This is a genomic window from Nocardiopsis sp. NRRL B-16309 (assembly GCF_001279585.1).
Classification (GTDB): Bacteria; Actinomycetota; Actinomycetes; order Streptosporangiales; family Streptosporangiaceae; genus Nocardiopsis.
The window spans coordinates 100523-117462 of the sequence record NZ_LGEC01000137.1 but is presented as its reverse complement, the minus strand read 5'-3'; the positions used below and the strand labels follow the sequence as shown (position 1 = coordinate 117462).

General features: G+C 74.4%; 11 protein-coding genes. 9 read left to right on the top strand and 2 right to left on the bottom strand.

Going from position 1 to position 16940, the window contains the following annotated elements; translation table 11 throughout:
* Positions 1 to 36: 36 nt before the first annotated feature.
* Both ADL05_RS28110 and ADL05_RS28105 read right to left on the bottom strand, forming a co-directional pair.
* Positions 37 to 738: a pentapeptide repeat-containing protein gene (locus ADL05_RS28110; RefSeq protein WP_053620037.1), complete on the bottom strand. Its 702-nt coding sequence runs from the start codon at positions 736 to 738 to the stop codon at positions 37 to 39.
* Positions 739 to 888: 150 nt separating this feature from the next.
* Positions 889 to 2463 carry a PucR family transcriptional regulator gene (locus ADL05_RS28105; protein ID WP_053620036.1) on the bottom strand — a complete coding sequence of 525 codons (1575 nt, stop codon included), beginning with the start codon at positions 2461 to 2463 and terminating at the stop codon, positions 889 to 891.
* A gap of 285 nt (positions 2464 to 2748) precedes the next feature.
* On the opposite strand from ADL05_RS28105, the gene ADL05_RS28100 reads away from it, so the two are divergent.
* The 9 genes from ADL05_RS28100 to ADL05_RS28060 all read left to right on the top strand — a co-directional run bounded on the left by ADL05_RS28100 (position 2749) and on the right by ADL05_RS28060 (position 16868).
* A complete protein-coding gene (locus ADL05_RS28100) occupies positions 2749 to 3618 on the top strand; it encodes a xanthine dehydrogenase family protein subunit M (RefSeq protein ID WP_053620035.1) in 870 nt (289 codons plus the stop codon).
* The gene (locus ADL05_RS28095; protein WP_053620034.1) at positions 3609 to 4127 is read left to right on the top strand and encodes a (2Fe-2S)-binding protein; all 519 of its coding nucleotides are present in this window, start codon (positions 3609 to 3611) and stop codon (positions 4125 to 4127) included. The genes ADL05_RS28100 and ADL05_RS28095 overlap by 10 nt, the downstream gene beginning before the upstream one ends.
* Positions 4120 to 5475 carry an 8-oxoguanine deaminase gene (locus ADL05_RS28090; protein ID WP_053620033.1) on the top strand — a complete coding sequence of 452 codons (1356 nt, stop codon included), beginning with the start codon at positions 4120 to 4122 and terminating at the stop codon, positions 5473 to 5475. The genes ADL05_RS28095 and ADL05_RS28090 overlap by 8 nt, the downstream gene beginning before the upstream one ends.
* Positions 5475 to 7910, top strand: coding sequence for a xanthine dehydrogenase family protein molybdopterin-binding subunit (locus ADL05_RS28085; RefSeq protein ID WP_053620032.1), 2436 nt, complete (start codon positions 5475 to 5477; stop codon positions 7908 to 7910). Before ADL05_RS28090 ends, ADL05_RS28085 begins: the two co-directional genes overlap by 1 nt.
* Before the next feature lie 220 nt (positions 7911 to 8130).
* Positions 8131 to 9567, top strand: coding sequence for an NCS2 family permease (locus ADL05_RS28080; RefSeq protein ID WP_053620031.1), 1437 nt, complete (start codon positions 8131 to 8133; stop codon positions 9565 to 9567).
* 197 nt (positions 9568 to 9764) lie between these two features.
* Entirely contained in the window at positions 9765 to 11879 is a 2115-nt protein-coding gene (locus ADL05_RS32060) for a serine/threonine-protein kinase (RefSeq protein ID WP_053620030.1), read from the top strand.
* 150 nt (positions 11880 to 12029) lie between these two features.
* Positions 12030 to 12977: a phosphatidylinositol-specific phospholipase C gene (locus tag ADL05_RS28070; protein ID WP_053620029.1), complete on the top strand. Its 948-nt coding sequence runs from the start codon at positions 12030 to 12032 to the stop codon at positions 12975 to 12977.
* A gap of 244 nt (positions 12978 to 13221) precedes the next feature.
* Positions 13222 to 15885, top strand: a complete 2664-nt coding sequence (locus ADL05_RS28065) for a molybdopterin-dependent oxidoreductase (RefSeq protein WP_053620028.1) — start codon at positions 13222 to 13224, stop codon at positions 15883 to 15885.
* A complete protein-coding gene (locus ADL05_RS28060) occupies positions 15882 to 16868 on the top strand; it encodes a xanthine dehydrogenase family protein subunit M (protein WP_053620027.1) in 987 nt (328 codons plus the stop codon). The genes ADL05_RS28065 and ADL05_RS28060 overlap by 4 nt, the downstream gene beginning before the upstream one ends.
* Positions 16869 to 16940: the final 72 nt, after the last annotated feature.

Genomic DNA, 16940 nt, shown 5'->3' with positions numbered 1-16940 from the left:
CCGTCCCCCGTCCCGTCCGGCCGCGCCGCCCGGCTCCTACTCCACGACGGTGATGCCCAGCGCCCCGAGGATGGTCCCCGCCTGGGCCGGGCTGATGGTGGCCCCGCGCAGGTACCCGGCCTGGTCCAGGGCGAGTTCTCCCAGGTCGGCGCCGCGCAGGTCCGCGCCCTGGAAGCGGGCGTTGACGAGGTTGGCGCCGCGCAGCCGCGACTCCATCCACACGGTCTCGCGCAGGTCCGCGCTCGCCAGGTCGGCTTCGTCCATGCGCAGCCCCTCCAGCGTCCGGCCCCGCAGGGACAGGCCCTTGCACCGGGCCAGCATGAGGTTGCAGTGCGCGAAGGAGTACCCCACCCCCCGCAGCGACGTCAGGCCCGCCCCGGTCATCCGGCAGCCGGTGAACTCCGCGTCGGTGAGCAGGGCGCTCTGCCAGCGCGTGTTGGCCAGGTCCACCCGCTCGAACCGGGCGTCGGCGCACTCCGCACCGGAGAAGGCCGCGCCCGCCGCGCTGCCGCCCGTCAGTCGCGCCCCGTCCAGGAGCGCCCGTTCCAGCCGGGCGCCGTCCAGGCGGCAGTCGGTGAAGACGGCGTCCACGAGGTCGGTCTCGCGCAGGTCGGCCTGGGACAGGTCGCAGCGCACGAACTCCTGGCGCTGTCCGATCGGCTTGGCGAGCGCGTCGCGCAGGTCCGCGCCGGACAGGTCGGCGTCGGCGGTCAGGGGTGTGGAGAGGTCGGTGCTCATCGCGCGCACCCTAGCCTCCCCCGGTGACAGAACCGGGGAGGGTGCGCCGACGGCCGCGACCAGCGCGGCGGTGACGCGGTACCGGGCGCGGGGTCCGGCCCCGGAGGCGGACCCGTCCCGCCGCGAGGGCGGGCCCGGACCGGCGCCGGCTCAGTCGCGCAGCTTCAGGGCCAGGAACAGGTCGACGCGGTGTTCGAGGCTGCTCATGTCGCGGCCGGTCAGCTCCTCCACGCGGCCGATCCGGTACCGCAGGGTGTTGACGTGCACGTGCATGGCCGAGGCGCAGCGCTGCCAGGAGCCGGAGTGCTCCAGGAACCGCTCCAGGGTCGTCACCAGCTCCGAGCGGTGGTCGCGGTCGTAGGCCACCAGCGGCCCGAGCAGGCGTTCGCGGTAGGAGGTCTGCACCTCCTCGGGCACCGAGGCCAGCAGCAGCTCGTGGGAGTCGATCTCCGCCCCGGCGATCACGCGCGAGCGACCGCCGCGCAGCTCGGCCAGGCGGCGCGCGTGCCGGGCCTCCACGGCGGCTCCGCGCAGCTCGGGCACGCCGTGCGCGGCCGAGCTCAGGCCGACGGCGAGCCGGTAGTCCAGCAGCCCGCCCTCCAGGACGCGCGCGCGGTGGACGAGTTCGGACCGGATCTCCTCGGCGCGCTCGCGCGCCTGCGACTCCCCGCCCTCGACCGGGACGACGGCCAGGGTGTCGTTCTCGCCGGTCACGACCGCGCCGGGCCAGTCAGCGACGAGTTCGGTGAGCACGCGCCGCGCCAGGTCGGGGACGCGCGGCTCGGGCATCATCACGGCGCTGACGATCACGTGCCCCGCGTCCTCGGTGCCGGTGGCCACGCCCGTGCCGTCCATGAGCGCGGTGACCTCGTCGAAGCGCTGGGCGGCCAGCAGGCGGGGCAGGCCCTCCAGGTGGCGGGCGTCGGTCAGGGCGCGCTCCTCGACCCGGCTGCGCGCCAGCACCGACACCGACACCAGTTCGGCGACGGCCTCGTGCTCCTCGTCGCCCCACACCTGGTGGTCGCCCGCGCAGACCAGGAGCCAGTTCGACAGCGGATGGGAGTCCTTGGCCTGGACGGGTACGACGGTGAGCACACGGCCGCCCTCGACGGGCAGGCGGGTGGTGTGGGGGAAGGCGGGCCAGGTCAGGGCGCGGGCGGCGATCCACTCTCGGTCGTGCTCGGGCAGCGGTTCGGTGGTGGCGGCCACGTGGCGGCCGGTGGAGGAGATCACCCAGGCCCGCATCGAGGCCTGGGTGGCGGCGTCGGCGAAGGCGGAGGGGAAGTCGGCGCCCGCGGCGACCTCCGCCATCAGGCGGCGGTGGCGGTCACGGGTCTCGGCGATGGTGGTGAAGCGGCGTTGGGTGAGCGAGCGCAGGACCTCTTCGGTGACCGCGCCGAAGGAGGTCTCGGAGGGGACCTCCACGAGCGGGATGTCGTGTGCCTGGCAGGCGGCCAGCAGGTCCGGGGGGATCTCGCCCAGGGCGGTGCCCGCGCCGATCGCGACGGCGCCCGCGCTGACGACGGAGGCCACGAAGGTCTCGGAGTCCTGGGGCCGGGTGCGCCACATCATGCCGGTGAGGACGAACTCGCCCCCGCGCAGGTAGCGGGCGGGCTCCAGCAGATCCGTGGTGTAGGCCCAGCGCACGGTGCGGTGCTGGTGCTCGGCTCCCGTCAGGAAGCGCAGGTGCAGCCGCTTGACGGCGACCAGCTCACTGATCTGCATGGATGGTCCTCTGAACTCTCGTGGGCGGGCCGCGGCCCGTGGGCGGTGCGCGCGTCGGGCGTCGCGCGCGGGAGGCGGTGGTGGCACTCGGCACCGATTGTTCGCCTGTTCGTCGCTTGTAGGAAACGACCAACGATAACGGTTCGTTCCACTGGCACTTCATGGCATCGCGTGCTAGTTGGGCTCCCACCTGGGGTGGTGTACTTCACAGCAGTACCGGATTTACCGAGGAGTTGCCTAACCCGACCGCTGACCGACCCGACCTGGCGAGCAACGAGGACAAGCATGGAATTCCTGAGTCCCTCCACACTGGAGGAGGCGCTTGAGGCCAAGAGCGCCCACCCTGACGGGGTCCCCATCATGGGCGGAACCGACGTCATGGTGGAACTCAACTTCGACAAACGGCGCCCGTCGACCCTGATCGACCTGGCCCGCGTGCCCGAACTGGGCGAGTGGGGCACCGACGGCGACCACACCCGCCTGGGCGCGGGTGTGCCCTACACCAAGATCGTCGAGCACCTGTCGCGGAGCGCTCCCGCTCTGGCGAAGGCCTCGCGCACCGTGGCCTCCCCGCAGATCCGCAACCGCGGCTCCGTGGGCGGCAACCTGGGCGGCGCCTCGCCCGCGGGGGACGCCCACCCTCCCCTGCTCGCCACCGACGCCGTGATCGAACTGGCCTCGGTCCGCGGCCGCCGGCGGGTCCCCGCCCGGGAGTTCTACCTCTCCCTGCGCACGACCGCCCGCCAGGACGACGAGCTGATCACGGCCGTCCTGCTGCCCGAGCCCAAGGGCCCGCAGCAGTTCGCCAAGATCGGCACCCGCAACGCCATGGTCATCTCCGTGGCCGCCTTCAGCCTGGCCCTGGACGCGGAGAAGCGCACCGTGGGCACGGGTCTGGGCTCGGTGGCCCCGACCCCCATCCGCGCCGAGGAGGCCGAGGAGTTCCTGGCCGCCGAGTTCGACTGGGAGGGCGCGACCCTGCCGTCGGAGAGCCTCGTGCGGCGCTTCGGCGAGCTGGTGGCCTCGGTCACCCGCCCCATCGACGACCAGCGCGGCACCGCGCAGTACCGCACCCACTCCATGGCCGTGATGGCGCGTCGCGCGCTGACCTGGTCGGCCACCGAGTACCGGAAGGGAGTCACGCGATGCGCGTGAACGTCAACGTCAACGGCGAGGACATGACCGCCGAGAACGTGTGGCCGGGCGAGAGCCTGCTGTACGTGCTGCGCGAGCGCCTGGGCCTGCCGGGCAGCAAGAACGCCTGCGAGCAGGGCGAGTGCGGCTCGTGCACCGTCTACTTCGACGGTGTGACGGCGTGTTCGTGCATGATCGCCGCCGGGCAGGCCGAGGGCCGCGCGGTACGCACGGTCGAGGGTCTGGCCGAGGAGCCCGGCAAGGGTTCGGACCGCACCCTGGGCACCGTCCAGGACGCGTTCGTCGAGGCCGGCGCCGTCCAGTGCGGCTTCTGCACGCCGGGGCTGCTCGTGCAGACCGACGACCTGCTGGAGCGCACCGTGGGCGCGGGCAAGGGCGCCCCCGACGACGCCGAGATCCGCGAGGCTCTGGCCGGGAACCTGTGCCGCTGCACCGGCTACGAGAAGATCCTGGACGCCGTGCGCCTGGCCGCCGGCCGCCGGGCCGAGAGCGGAGCCGCACATGAGTGACGTGACCGTCATCGAGGGCGCCCACGTCGTGACCGTGGACGGCGGGGAGTACCCCCAGGGCCACATCGTGGTGCGCGACGGCCGCATCGGGGCCGTCGGGCCCGGCCCGGCCCCCGAGATCCCGGGCGCCCGCAAGGTCGACGGCCGCGGCTGCCTGGCCACGCCTGGCCTGGTCAACACGCACAACCACCTCTACCAGTGGGCCACCCAGGGGCTGTTCGCCGATGGGACCCTCTTCGAGTGGCTGGTGGGTTCGTACGAGATCTGGCACCGCCTGGACGCGGAGGTCGTGGGGAACACGACGTCGGCGGGGATGAGCCACCTGGCGCTGTCGGGGTGCACCACCGCCTCCGACCACCACTACATCTTCCCCTCGGGCCGGGGCGACATCGTCGCCGCCGAGGTGGCCGCCGCCCGCGAGGTCGGCATCCGCCTGGACCTGGCCCGCGGGTCGATGGACCGGGGCCACAGCTCCGGCGGCCTGCCGCCGGACAGCGTCGTGGAGAGCCTGGACGAGGCGCTGGGGGCCACCGGCGCCGCCATCGACGCCCACCACGACGCCGCCTCCGACGCGATGACGCGCGTGTCCGTGGCGCCCTGCTCGCCGTTCTCGGTGAGCCGGGAGCTGATGGTCGGCGCGGCCGAACTGGCCCGCGCCAAGGGCGTGCGCCTGCACACCCACCTCGCCGAGACGCTCGACGAGGAGGAGAAGTGCCTGGCCGAGTTCGGGTGCACCCCGGTCGAGTACGCCGAGAAGCTCGGCTGGCTGGGCGCGGACGTGTGGTTCGCGCACGCGGTGCACCTGTCCGACGCCGCCATCGCACGGATCGCGGCCACCGGAACCGGTATCGCACACTGCCCCACCTCCAACGCCCGTCTGGGCGCGGGCATCTGCCGCACCACGGAACTGCTGGAGGCGGGCGCGCACGTGGGCCTGGGCGTGGACGGCCCGGCCTCCAGCGAGCTGACCCCGCTGGCCGGGGAGATGCACCAGGCGCTGCTGATGGCGCGCGCCCGCAGGGGCCCGCAGGCGCTCAGCGCCCGCCAGGCCCTGCACATGGCCACCCTGGGCGGCGCCCGGGTGCTGGGCCGTGACGCCGAACTCGGCTCGCTCACCGTCGGCAAGCTCGCCGACATCGCCCTGTGGCGGGTGGACGGGTTCGGCTACGACGTGATCGACGACCCGGTGGTGGCGACGGTCTTCGGCCCCACGCCGCCCCTGGAGCGCCTGCTGGTCGGCGGCCGTACCGTCGTCGACCGCGGGGAGCTTCGCACTCTGTCCGCCGACACCGCCGCCGCGCGCGGCCGGGCCGCGCACCGCGCCCTGCTCCAGGAGGTGAACCGCTGATGGCCACGACGACCGCCCCGACCGTCACGGACCTGTCCAGTACCACCAGGGACGGCCTGGGGTCGAGCCCGCGCCGCCCCGACGGCACGCTCAAGGTGACCGGGGAGTTCGCCTACTCCTCGGACATGTGGATGGAGGACATGCTGTGGGGGATGACCCTGCGCAGCCCCCACCCGCACGCGAGGATCCTGGGCATCGACATCACCGAGGCGCTCAAGGTCCCGGGCGTGGAGACCGTGCTCACGCACGAGGACGTCCCGGGCGCCAAGCGCTACGGCCTGGAGTACAAGGACCAGCCCGTGCTGGCCTTCGGCAAGGTGCGCTACAAGGGCGAGCCGGTGGCCCTGGTGGCCGCCGACCACCCCGAGACCGCGCGCCGCGCCCTGGAGCGGATCAAGGTCGACTACGAGGTCCTGCCCCCGGTCAGCGACTCGCGCCGGGCCGCCCTGGACCCCGAGTACCCGCTGGTCCACGAGGAGGGCACCCTCAAGATCCACGAGGAGTACCACCAGTCCGGCAACCGGGTGCGCTACCAGCCCATCCGCACCGGCGGGTTCCGGGACGTGGCCGGGGAGAAGGAGCGCGAGCGCGAGGTGCTGGACGCCCTGCGCGCGCGGGCCGACGCGGTCGTGGAGACCGAGTACGAGGTCGGCATGCAGGACCAGGCGTTCCTGGGTCCCGAGTCCGGCCTGGCCGTGCCCGAGGAGGACGGCGGCGTGCACCTGTACGTCGCCACCCAGTGGCTGCACAGCGACCTCTGGCAGATCGTGCCCTGCCTGGGCCTGCCCGAGGACAAGGTGCGCATGACCATGGCGGGGGTCGGCGGGGCCTTCGGCGGCCGCGAGGACCTGTCGATGCAGATCCACGGCGCCATGCTCGCGCTGCGCACCGGCAAGCCCGTCAAGATCGTGTACAACCGCGAGGAGTCCTTCTACGGCCACGTGCACCGGCACCCGGCCAAGATGCGGTTCGAGCACGGCGCCAAGGCCGACGGCACCCTGCTGTACGCCACGCTGGAGATCATCGTGGACGGCGGCGCCTACGCCTCGGCGACGCCCGCCGTGGTGGGTGTGGCCTCCTCGCTGGGCATCGGCCCCTACGAGGTGCCCCACGTGCTGGTGGACGCCTACGGGGTGTACACCACGAACCCGCCGTGCGGGGCGATGCGCGGGTTCGGCGCGGTCCAGGCGTGCTTCGGCTACGAGTCGCAGATGGACAAGCTCGCCGAGAAGCTGGGCATGCACCCGGTGGACCTGCGGATCAAGAACGCCATGTCGCAGGGTTCGCGGATCATCACGGGCCAGGAGCTGCACAGCCCGCTGCCGATGGCGGACATGCTCCAGCGCGCCCGGGACCTGCCGATGCCCGTCGACCGCTCGGAGCTGCCCGACCCCTCCGACCTGCGCACCCTGCCGGGCGGCGTGGCCGGGACCACGCACGGCGAGGGCGTCGTGCGCGGTGTGGGCTACGGCGTGGGCCTGAAGAACCTGTGCTTCTCGGAGGGCTTCGACGACTACTCCACGGCGCGGGTGCGGCTGGAGATCGTGGCCGGCGAGCCGAACGTGCTCGTGCACACCGCCGCCGCCGAGGTCGGCCAGGGCCTGGTCACCGTCAAGGGCCAGATCGCCCGCACCGAACTCGGTGTGGAGAACGTGGCCATCAACCCGTCCGACACCCGGGTGGGCTCGGCCGGGTCCTCCTCCGCCTCCCGCCAGTCGTACATGACCGGCGGCGCGGTGAAGATGGCCTGCGAGGCCGTGCGCGCGTCGGTGTTCGCGATCGCCCGTGAACGCGGTGTGGTCCCGGCCGACCGCGACGACGCGGACCTGTCCCTGGCGGGCGGCAAGCTGGTCTCGGCGGCCGACGGCGTGCTGACGTCGCTGGCCGACCTGCTGGGCGAGTCCGCGAGCGGCGGCACGGTCGTGGAGGAGACCCGCGAGCACCACCACCGCCCCACGGAGATGATCGACCCGGTCCTGGGCCAGGGGTCCTCGCACACCCAGTTCGGGATGTGCGTCCACCGCGCGGTGGTGGACGTGGACGTGGAGCTGGGCCTGGTCAAGGTCGTGGCCCTGGACGCGGTCCAGGACGTGGGCAAGGTGCTGCACCCGCAGCAGCTGGCCGGCCAGATCCAGGGCGCCTCGACCCAGGGCCTGGGCCTGGCGCTGATGGAGGAGATCCAGGTCAAGGACAGCGAGATCCGCAACCCGTCCTTCACCGACTACCTGATCCCGACGATCCTGGACACCCCGCCGATGCGCATCGAGGTGCTGGAGCACCCCGACCCGCACGCGCCCTACGGGCTGCGCGGCGCGGGTGAGCCGCCGACCCTGTCGTCGACCCCGGCGATCGTGGCGGCGGTCCGCGACGCCACCGGACGCGCGCTGACGCACGCGCCGGTGCGCCCGGAGGACATCGTCGGTATCGACCTGTAGGGCGCCTCCACCGGACGCGCCCCGGGTGGGGGCGGCGGACCGCTCCGCCGCCCCCGCCACACCTGAACCGCCCGCCCCGGCTCCGCCGGCGCCCTCGGCACCGGGGCGGGTGCCCGGCAGGACAGCGTGGTCCTGCGCCTATGCATACGTGGCTACGTTCCGTAGTCATCCCCCCACACATGGCGAGCTTCGCCATGCTCATCTCCCTCCAGGAGGGGACATGACCAGTACCAAGGACGGTGTGGCGCCCGAGGCGCCCACCGCACCGGCTCGATCCTGGCTCGACCGCTTCTTCTTCATCAGTGAGCGCGGATCCACCGTCGGCCGCGAGATCCGCGGCGGCCTCACCACCTTCATGGCGATGGCGTACATCATCGTCCTGAACCCGATCATCCTCGGCGGCGTCCCCGACGCCAACGGGGACTTCCTCTCCCCCGCACAGCTGACCACCATGACCGCGCTGGCCGCCGGGCTCGTCACGATCATGATGGGCGTGGTGGGGCGCGCGCCGATCGCCTGCGCCGCCGCCCTGGGCGTCATGGCGGTGGTCGCCTACCAGGCGGCGCCCGTGATGAGCTGGCCCGAGGTGATGGGCCTGGTGGTCTGGCAGGGCATCGCCATCATCCTGATGGTGGTGACCGGTGTGCGCACCGCGGTGATGAACGCGCTCCCCCACAACCTCAAGATGGCGATCGGCGTGGGCATCGGCCTGTTCGTGTCGCTGATCGGCCTGTCCAACGCCGGGTTCGTCAGCGCCGGCGAGGGCGGCCTGCTCCAGCTCGGCGCCGCGGGCGGCGGAGGCCACCTCGACGGCTGGCCGATCCTGGTGTTCGTGGCGGGCCTGGTACTGGCCAGCGTCCTGCTGGTCCGCCGGGTGCCGGGCGCGATCTTCTACGGGATCGTGGGCGCCACCGTGTTCGCGATCGTCGTCCACTACGCCGCGGGGCTCGACGACCAGGCGTGGGGCAGCGGCAGCCCGAGCCTGCCCGGCAACCCTGTCGCGGCCCCCGACTTCGGCCTGCTGTTCCAGGTGGACATGTTCGGGGCCTGGACCTCGGCGGGCGTGACGACGGCCGGGGTCATCCTGTTCACGCTCGTGCTGGCCGGGTTCTTCGACGCGCTGGGCACGATCCTGGCCATCGGCACCAAGGCCAACATCGCGGGCGAGAACGGGCAGATGCCGCGGGTGAACCAGATCCTGGTCACCGACGGCGCGGGCGCCGTGACGGGCGGCCTGACCAGCTCCTCGGCCACCCTGGTGTTCGTGGAGTCCACCGCGGGAGTGAGCGAGGGCGCCCGGACGGGTCTGGCGAGCGTGGTGACGGGGCTGTTCTTCCTCGCCGCGATCTTCTTCGCGCCGGTGTTCGGCATCGTGCCCGCGCAGGCGGCGTCGGTGGCGATGGTGCTGGTGGGCGCCATGATGATGATGCACATCCGCGAGATCGACTGGTCGGACATCTCCATCGCGATCCCGGCGTTCCTGACCATCGCGATGATGCCGTTCACCTATGACATCGCCAGCGGTATCGGGATCGGGATCATCGCCTACACGCTGGTCAAGTCCGCCCAGGGCCGCTTCGCCGAGGTCGGCTGGCTGATGTGGCTGCTCTCGGCCGTGTTCGCCTTCCACTTCGCGATGCACGCCCTGGGGCTCTGACCGCGCCCTCCCCCAGGGGCGCGACGGGCAGGGGACCCGGAGGCCGGTTCGCACACATGTGTGGACCGGCCTCCCCTTGTGTCCGGAAAAAGTAAGGGGACTGTTACCTCCCAGCAAGGATCTCCGGCGCCGCGGGCCACGTCACAGTGACAGAGGAAGAACCCGACCAGCGATACCCCGCAGACAGGGCGCACGCCATGACCACTCCCCTGACCCCTTCCGACCCGACCGCCATCGGCCCCTACGCCCTGGCCGCCCGCATCGACGCCGGCGGGCAGGGCACCGTGTACCTGGGGCACGCCGAGGACGGCTCACCCGCCGCGGTCAAGGTGCTGACCGGGCTGTGGGGCGAGGACGGGCGCCAGCGGGCGCGCTTCGCCCGGGAGCTGGCCGCGGCGCGCACGGTCGCCCCGTTCTGCACCGCGGCGGTGCTGGACGCCGACATGGACGCGGACGTGCCCTACATCGCGAGCGAGTACGTGCCCGGACCGACCCTGCGCTCGGCGGTGATGGACGAGGGCCCGCGCACGGGGGCGGCCCTGGACCGGCTGGCGATCGCGACCGTCACGGCGCTGGCCGCCGTGCACGAGGCGGGGGTCGTGCACCGCGACCTCAAGCCCGGCAACGTCATCCTGGGGCCGGACGGGCCCCGGGTGATCGACTTCGGCATCGCGCGCTTCACCGACGCCACGCAGCAGACCACGACGGTCGCCGGCACGCCCGCCTACATGGCGCCCGAGCAGATCCAGGGCCTGCCCGCGGCCTCGGCCGGCGACATGTTCTCGTGGGCGGCCGTCATGGTCTTCGCCGCCACCGGACGGCACGCCTTCCCGGGTGAGAACACCATGGCGGTCATCGACCGGGTGCTGACCAGCGAGCCGGACCTGGAGGGCGTGCCCGAGCGGCTGCTGCCGGTGCTGGGCCGCTGCCTGGACAAGGACCCGGCGGCGCGGCCGAGCGCTGTGGAGGTGCTGGACCGGCTGATCGGGCGCGCGTCGGCGGTGGCCGCTCCGGTGGAGCGGACGGCGGTGCTGGAGCAGGCGTCCACGGCCGTGGACCAGGGCACCGCGCGCATCCGGGTGGGGCCCTGGGTCCCGTTCGCGGACGCGGCGGGCACGAAGGGGACGATGGACTCGGCGTCCGGGGGCGGCGCGGGGGCCGGTCCGGCGGCGGGGCCCGGGATGCCGGGCGACGCGGGCGCCACGCCCCAGGGGACCTGGGGTTCGGGCGCGGCCGGGCCCGAGGGGTCGGGGGCGTCGGGCGCCGGAGCCGGGCCCGCCGGGACGGCGGAACACCCCACCGGAGGGCACGCGCACACCGCCTTCGGAAGTGAGCGCTCGGGGTCGGAAGGGCCCGCGCACACGGGGTTCGGGAGCGAGGGTTCGGGGTCGGAAGGACATGCGCACACCCCCTTCGGGAGCGAGGGTTCCGGGACAGGAGGGCCCGCGAACACGGGGTTCGGGAGTGAGGGTTCCGGCACGGCTGGACCCGCGGGACACGGTTCCGGCGGCGCCGGCTCCGGCGGGCACGGCCCGGGTTCCGGCGGCCCGGGAACCGGGGGGCACGGGTCCGACGGCCCCGGCTCCGGCGGCCCGGAGGCGCCCGGTGCGGGCTCCGGCGACCGCTGGAGCCCCGACGAGGTCCCGACCGAGCACGGCGGCTTCCCCGCCCCGGGCGGTGTGGCGCCCACGGCCCGGATCGGGGTCCCGACGACGCGGACGCTGAGGCCGCGGCCCGGGCCGCCCGCGGGGGGCCGCCGCTCGGACCGGCGGCGCACGAGGCCCGCGCTCGTGACCGCGGGCATGGTGGCCGTGCTGGGGGTCCTGGCGGCGGTGCTGCTGTGGTCCTACGAGCGGGGCACGCCCGGTTCGGTGGTGCCGACCGGTTCGACCCCCTCCGGCTCTCCCGTGGACACCGTCACCGACGAGCCCAGCGGATCGCCGGAGCCGGGGGTTCCGGTGGACACCGTGGAGGACCCGTCGGACACACCGGTCGTGGAGGAGGAGACCCACGAACCGGAGTGGACCCCGCCCGTGACGGACTGCGCCACCGATCCGCACGCCGAGGGGTGCGCCGAGACCGAACCGGACGTGTGCGAGTACGACCCCGAGTCCTGCGACGATCCCACCGGCGACCCCGGCACGGGCGACGGCACGGGTGACGGCACCGGCGATGACGGCCAGGGCACCGACGACGATGACGGCACCGGCGGCGGAGAGGACGACGGAGCGAACGGCGACGGCGCCGGGACCCAGGGCACGACCGCCCCCGAGGGCGGCGAGGTCACCACGACCCACGGCGGCGAGTTCTAGCGCGCGTTCTCGGCGGAGCGCGGCCGACGGGCGAACCGCTCCGGGTCCCCGTTGCGGGGGATGGCACGGCGGGCGCCGCGTGGCAGGGTGGTCGGCAGTCGGGGCGGTCCCTGCCCGGGGCCCGCCCGCCCCCACCGGTGGAGGACCCCCGTGCACCACTCCCCCCGCCGCCGAGCCGTGCTGGGCTCGGCGCTCACCGCCGCGTTCGCCCTCGTGAGCGCTCCCCCGCCCGCCTCGGCCTCGGCCGTCTCCGTCGATCGCGCGGCGTGGATGGCGCCGCTCCCGGACTCCACCGCGCTGACGTCGCTGTCCCTGCCCGGCACCCACGACAGCGGGGCCTGGACCGGCAGCGTGTGGTCGCGGACCCAGGACCTGACCCTGACCGGCCAGCTGGCCTCGGGCGTGCGCTTCCTGGACGTGCGCACGCGCCACTTCCAGGACGCGTTCACCATCCACCACGGCGCGGAGTACCTGCACCTGAACTTCACCGACGTGGTGCGCGACGTGGCCGCCTTCCTCGCCGGCCACCCCGGCGAGACCGTGCTGATGCGCATGAAGAAGGAGCACACCGAGGAGGGCAACACCCGCACCTACGAGCAGACCCTGGACCACTACATCGAGCACGACCCCGACACCCGCGACCTGCTCGCCGACCACCTGTGGGTGCCGCCCGAGCAGGGCGGGAACCGCGTGCCCGCCCTGGGCGAGGTCCGGGGGCGCGTGGTGGTCGTGCAGGACTTCGCGGCCGGCCGGGACTACGGCGTGCGCTGGAACGCCGGTGCGCTCGACGTCCAGGACGACTACCGGGTGCCCACGCTCTTCGACATCCCGGCCAAGTGGGAGAGCGCGCGGTCGCACTTCGGGGCCGCCGCCTCGGGGCCCGCCGACACGCTCTACGTCAACCACCTGAGCGGCAGCGGGGCGCCGTGGGCCAACCCCCGCGAGGTGGCCTGGGGCGCCCTGGGACTGCGGGGCGTCAACGACCGCGCCGTGGAGTTCCTGCGCTCGTCCGACGCCCACCGCACGGGCGTGGTGGTGATGGACTTCCCCAGCGAGGAGCTGACCGATCTCGTGCTGGACCACAATCCCGGAGCGTGAGCGCCACCTTGACGATGTAGATCTTCACCTCGCGTGGGACGAGTCCGTGCGGCGGTGCGCGCCGCCCGTGGGGGGCGGCACCGCGGCACGGATCCTCCCAAGCGTCCGCCCCCGGTACGGAGATACGCACAGAACCCCCGTGGAGCGGTGGTCCGGCGCCCGAAGATCCGGCACGCTCGTTGACAGCACCCGCGGCCGCCCATAAGTTGTCAGTGTCAACTTCGCAGCAATGGGACGGACCCACATGGACGTGGAAGTCAACGGCTCCTCCTGCCCGGCACCCGACGGACCCGGCGGCACGGCCGCCGAGCACCTGCGCGACCGGCTCGGCCTGACCGGCACGAAGGTCGCCTGCGGGACGGGCGTGTGCGGCGCCTGCACCATCCTGGTCGACGGCTCCCCCACCGTCTCCTGCCTCCTGCCCGCCGACGGCCTCGCCGGGCGCTCGGTCACCACCGTCGAAGGGCTCGGCGGCGACCACCCGGCCCAGCGGGCGTTCGCCGCCCACGACGCCATGCAGTGCGGCTACTGCACCCCCGGCTTCGTCGTGGAGGCCTCCGCCTTCGTCGACACCTGGCGCGCCGAGCACGGTGACACCCGGCCCGACCGCGACGCCATCGCCGACGCCATGGCCGGGCACCTGTGCCGGTGCGGCGCCTACGAGGGCATCTTCGCCGCCGTGGCCGACGCCTGCGCGGGCGCCTTCGACGAGCCCTCCGACGAGGACCCGCCCCGGATCGACGCCTTCGACAAGGTCACCGGCCGCGCCGAGTTCACCGCCGACCGGATCCCCGAGGGCACCTGGGAGGGCGTGGTCGTGCGCTCGGCGCACGCGCACGCACGCGTGCTCTCGGTCGACCCCGGCGGCGCACGCGCCTCCGACGCGCACACGTCCGGCACCGGCCGGTCCGCGCCCGCCGGGGACGCCGGGGAGGCCGTGCCGGTCCTGATCGACCTGCTCGGCTCCGACCGCACCGTCCGCTACGTCGGCCAGCCGATCGCCGCGGTGGCCGCGCCCACCGCGGACGGGGCCCGCGCGGCGGCGGCCGCGGTCTCGGTCGGCTACGACCCGCTGCCCGCCGTGCTGGACACCGACGCCGCCCAGGCCCCCGGCGCGCCCGTCGTCTATCCCACGCGGGCCGAGCAGCGTGCCGCCCCCAGCTACTCCGAGGGGCCCACACCGCCCGGGCGCTGGAACGGCAACACACGCGGCCCCAGCACCGTGAGCTGGCGCGGGGGCACCGCCGTCCGCCGCCTGCGCACCGCCACCGACCGCGAGGACCCGCTCCTGGTGGCCCAGGAGTACACCACCGCCACCCAGGTGCACAGCCCGCTGGAGCCGCACGTGTGCGTGGCCTCGTGGGAGGACGGCGACCTGCGCCTGCGCGTGTCCACCCAGGCGGTGGTCCAGGTGGCCGACCGCGCCGCCGCGCGGTGGGAACTGCCCCGCGAACGAGTGCACGTGGTCACCGAGTTCGTCGGCGGCGGCTTCGGCGGCAAGAACGGCCTGAGCACGGACGTGGTGGCCGCGGTGGAGCTCTCCCGTGCCGCGGGCGCCCCGGTGCGCGTATCCCTGGACCGCGCCGAGGAGCTGACCGACGCCGGGCACCGGCCCGGCACCCGCACCCGGGTGGCCCTGCTGGCCGACGGCGAGGGCCGCCTGTCCGCGATGACCGTGGACTCCTACGGCGACGGCGGCGTGTCGACCGGGTCCAACGCGGCCACGCTCGCGTTCCTGATGTACGGGCGCTCGCCCCGCCGGGTGCGCGACTTCGACGTGGTCACCCACCGGCCGCCGGGCAAGCCGATGCGCGGCCCCGGCGGGCCGCCGATGGCCTGGGCCCTGGAACAGGCCGTGGACGAGATGGCGCTGCGCCTGGGCGAGGACCCCCTGGCCCTGCGCGCCCGCTGGGACGGCAACCCCAAGCGCCGGGCCCTGTACGAGAAGGCCGCCCGGATCGACCTGTGGCGCTCCCGGCCGCGCGGCGGGCGCACCGGCCGGTTCCGCCGAGGCGTGGGGGTGGCCGCCGCCAACTGGATGTACCTGCTCGCGCCCCGGGCCAAGGTGGAGCTGTCCGTGGAGGACGGCGCGCTGGTGGCGCGCTCGGCCACGCAGGACCTGGGCACCGGCATCCGCTCCGTGCTCAGCGACGTGGTCGCCGACCGGCTCGGCGTGCCCGCCTCGGCGCTGCGCGTGGAGATCGGGCACAGCTCCTCGGTGCACGGCACGGGCTCCTACGGCAGCCGCACCACCACCTCGATGGGCCCGGCCGCCGCCGAGGCCGCCGACCGGATGCGCGCCGCCCTGCGCGAGCACGCCCCGGACGTGCCCGCCGCCGGGCCGATCCCCGAACGCGCCCTGAAGGAGGCGCTGACCGGCGCCGAGGGCGTGCGGGTGGTCGGCGAGCGCCGGGCGGACCGCTGGGGGCACCTGAGCCCGGACATGGACGACCTCGCGCTGGGCCGCGGGCTCACCGGCGCCGTCCACGTCATGGAGGTCGAGGTCGACACCCTGCTCGGACGGGTGCGGCCCACCCGCTGCTGGGCGGGGATCGCCGCCGGACGCGTCTACTCCGAGCGGCTGGCGCGCAACCAGTGCGAGGGCGCGGTGGTCCAGGGGGTCGGCTACGCCCTGTTCGAGGAACGCCGCGACGACCCGGCCACCGGTGTCGTGCTCACCGACAACATGGAGGACTACCGGATCCCCGGGATGGGCGACGTGCCCGAGACCGAGGTGTACTTCCACCAGGAGGGGTTCGAGCACGCCCGGGGCGGCGGCGTCGGCCTGGGCGAGGTGTCGGTCGTGGGCGTGGCCGCCGCACTCGGCAACGCCGTCCGCGACGCCACCGGCGTGCGCCCGCACGAGCTGCCCATCCGACCGGACCGACTGATCAGGGGCCTGCGATGACCATCACCCGACCGACGGACCTGGGGGCCGCCCTGGCCCGGCTCGACGGCACGGGCGCCCGCCCGCGCGCCGGGGGCACCGATCTGACCGCGTGCCTGGCCGCCGGGGTGGTCGGGCCCGCCCCGGTGGTGGACCTGACGGGTGTGGCCGACCTGCGGGGGGTGGCGTGGGCCGCCGACGGGTCGGCGCGCGTGGGCGCGCTGACCAGGATCGCCGAGCTCGGCGGCGACCCGCTGCTGGCCGACGCCTATCCCGCCCTGGCCATGACCGCCGCCGCGCTGGCCACACCGCAGGTGCGGGGCACCGCCACCGTGGGCGGCAACCTGCTCCAGCGCAACCGCTGCTGGTACCTGCGCAACCCGGCCTTCGACTGCTTCCAGACGGGCGGGGACTCGTGTCCGGCCCGGTCCGGGGACCACCTCTACGGGGTGGTCGTGGACCAGGGGCCGTGCGCGGCCCCGCACCCGTCCTCCCTGGCGGTGGCGCTGCTGGCGTACGGCGCCTCGGTACGGGTCGCCGGCGGGCGGGAGCGGGACGTTCCGGTGGCCTCGCTCTACGACGGCGCGGACCCGACCCGCGACCACGTCCTGGGCTCGCGGGAGGTGCTGGTGTCGGTGGCGCTGCCGGTCCCCGCCCCCGGGGAGCGCGCCGCCTACCTGCGCGCGACGGGGCGCTCCCGCGCCGAGTGGCCGCTGGTCGAGGTGGCCGTGCGGTTGGTGTGCGAGGACGAGGGCACGGGCCCGGTCTCCTCGGCCTCGGTGGCCGTGGGCGGGGTGGCCCGCACGCCGCTGCTCCTGCCGGGAGTGGCGCAGGCACTGGTCGGCGCGGTGCCCGGGACGGCGCCGGACGAGGGCGTGGACGCCGCGCTGGCGGCGCTGGCCGACCTGTGCGACCCGCTGCCCGCCACCGGCTACAAGGTGGACCTGCTCTCGGCGACCGTGCGCGCCGGGGTGGAGCGGGCCCTGGGTCTGCCCGAGGAGTGAACCGTGCCGCCCGGCGGACGGCACACCGTGCGCCTGCGCGTCGGTGACGGTCGTCGGGAACGGGAACGGGGA

Bases quoted from the DNA above. Each gene is read 5' to 3' on its own strand.
- ADL05_RS28110 (WP_053620037.1), bottom strand. From the start codon at position 738: ATGAGCACCGACCTCTCCACACCCCTGACCGCCGACGCCGACCTGTCC.
- ADL05_RS28105 (WP_053620036.1), bottom strand. From the start codon at position 2,463: ATGCAGATCAGTGAGCTGGTCGCCGTCAAGCGGCTGCACCTGCGCTTC.
- ADL05_RS28100 (WP_053620035.1), top strand. From the start codon at position 2,749: ATGGAATTCCTGAGTCCCTCCACACTGGAGGAGGCGCTTGAGGCCAAG.
- ADL05_RS28095 (WP_053620034.1), top strand. From the start codon at position 3,609: ATGCGCGTGAACGTCAACGTCAACGGCGAGGACATGACCGCCGAGAAC.
- ADL05_RS28090 (WP_053620033.1), top strand. From the start codon at position 4,120: ATGAGTGACGTGACCGTCATCGAGGGCGCCCACGTCGTGACCGTGGAC.
- ADL05_RS28085 (WP_053620032.1), top strand. From the start codon at position 5,475: ATGGCCACGACGACCGCCCCGACCGTCACGGACCTGTCCAGTACCACC.
- ADL05_RS28080 (WP_053620031.1), top strand. From the start codon at position 8,131: ATGACCAGTACCAAGGACGGTGTGGCGCCCGAGGCGCCCACCGCACCG.
- ADL05_RS32060 (WP_053620030.1), top strand. From the start codon at position 9,765: ATGACCACTCCCCTGACCCCTTCCGACCCGACCGCCATCGGCCCCTAC.
- ADL05_RS28065 (WP_053620028.1), top strand. From the start codon at position 13,222: ATGGACGTGGAAGTCAACGGCTCCTCCTGCCCGGCACCCGACGGACCC.
- ADL05_RS28060 (WP_053620027.1), top strand. From the start codon at position 15,882: ATGACCATCACCCGACCGACGGACCTGGGGGCCGCCCTGGCCCGGCTC.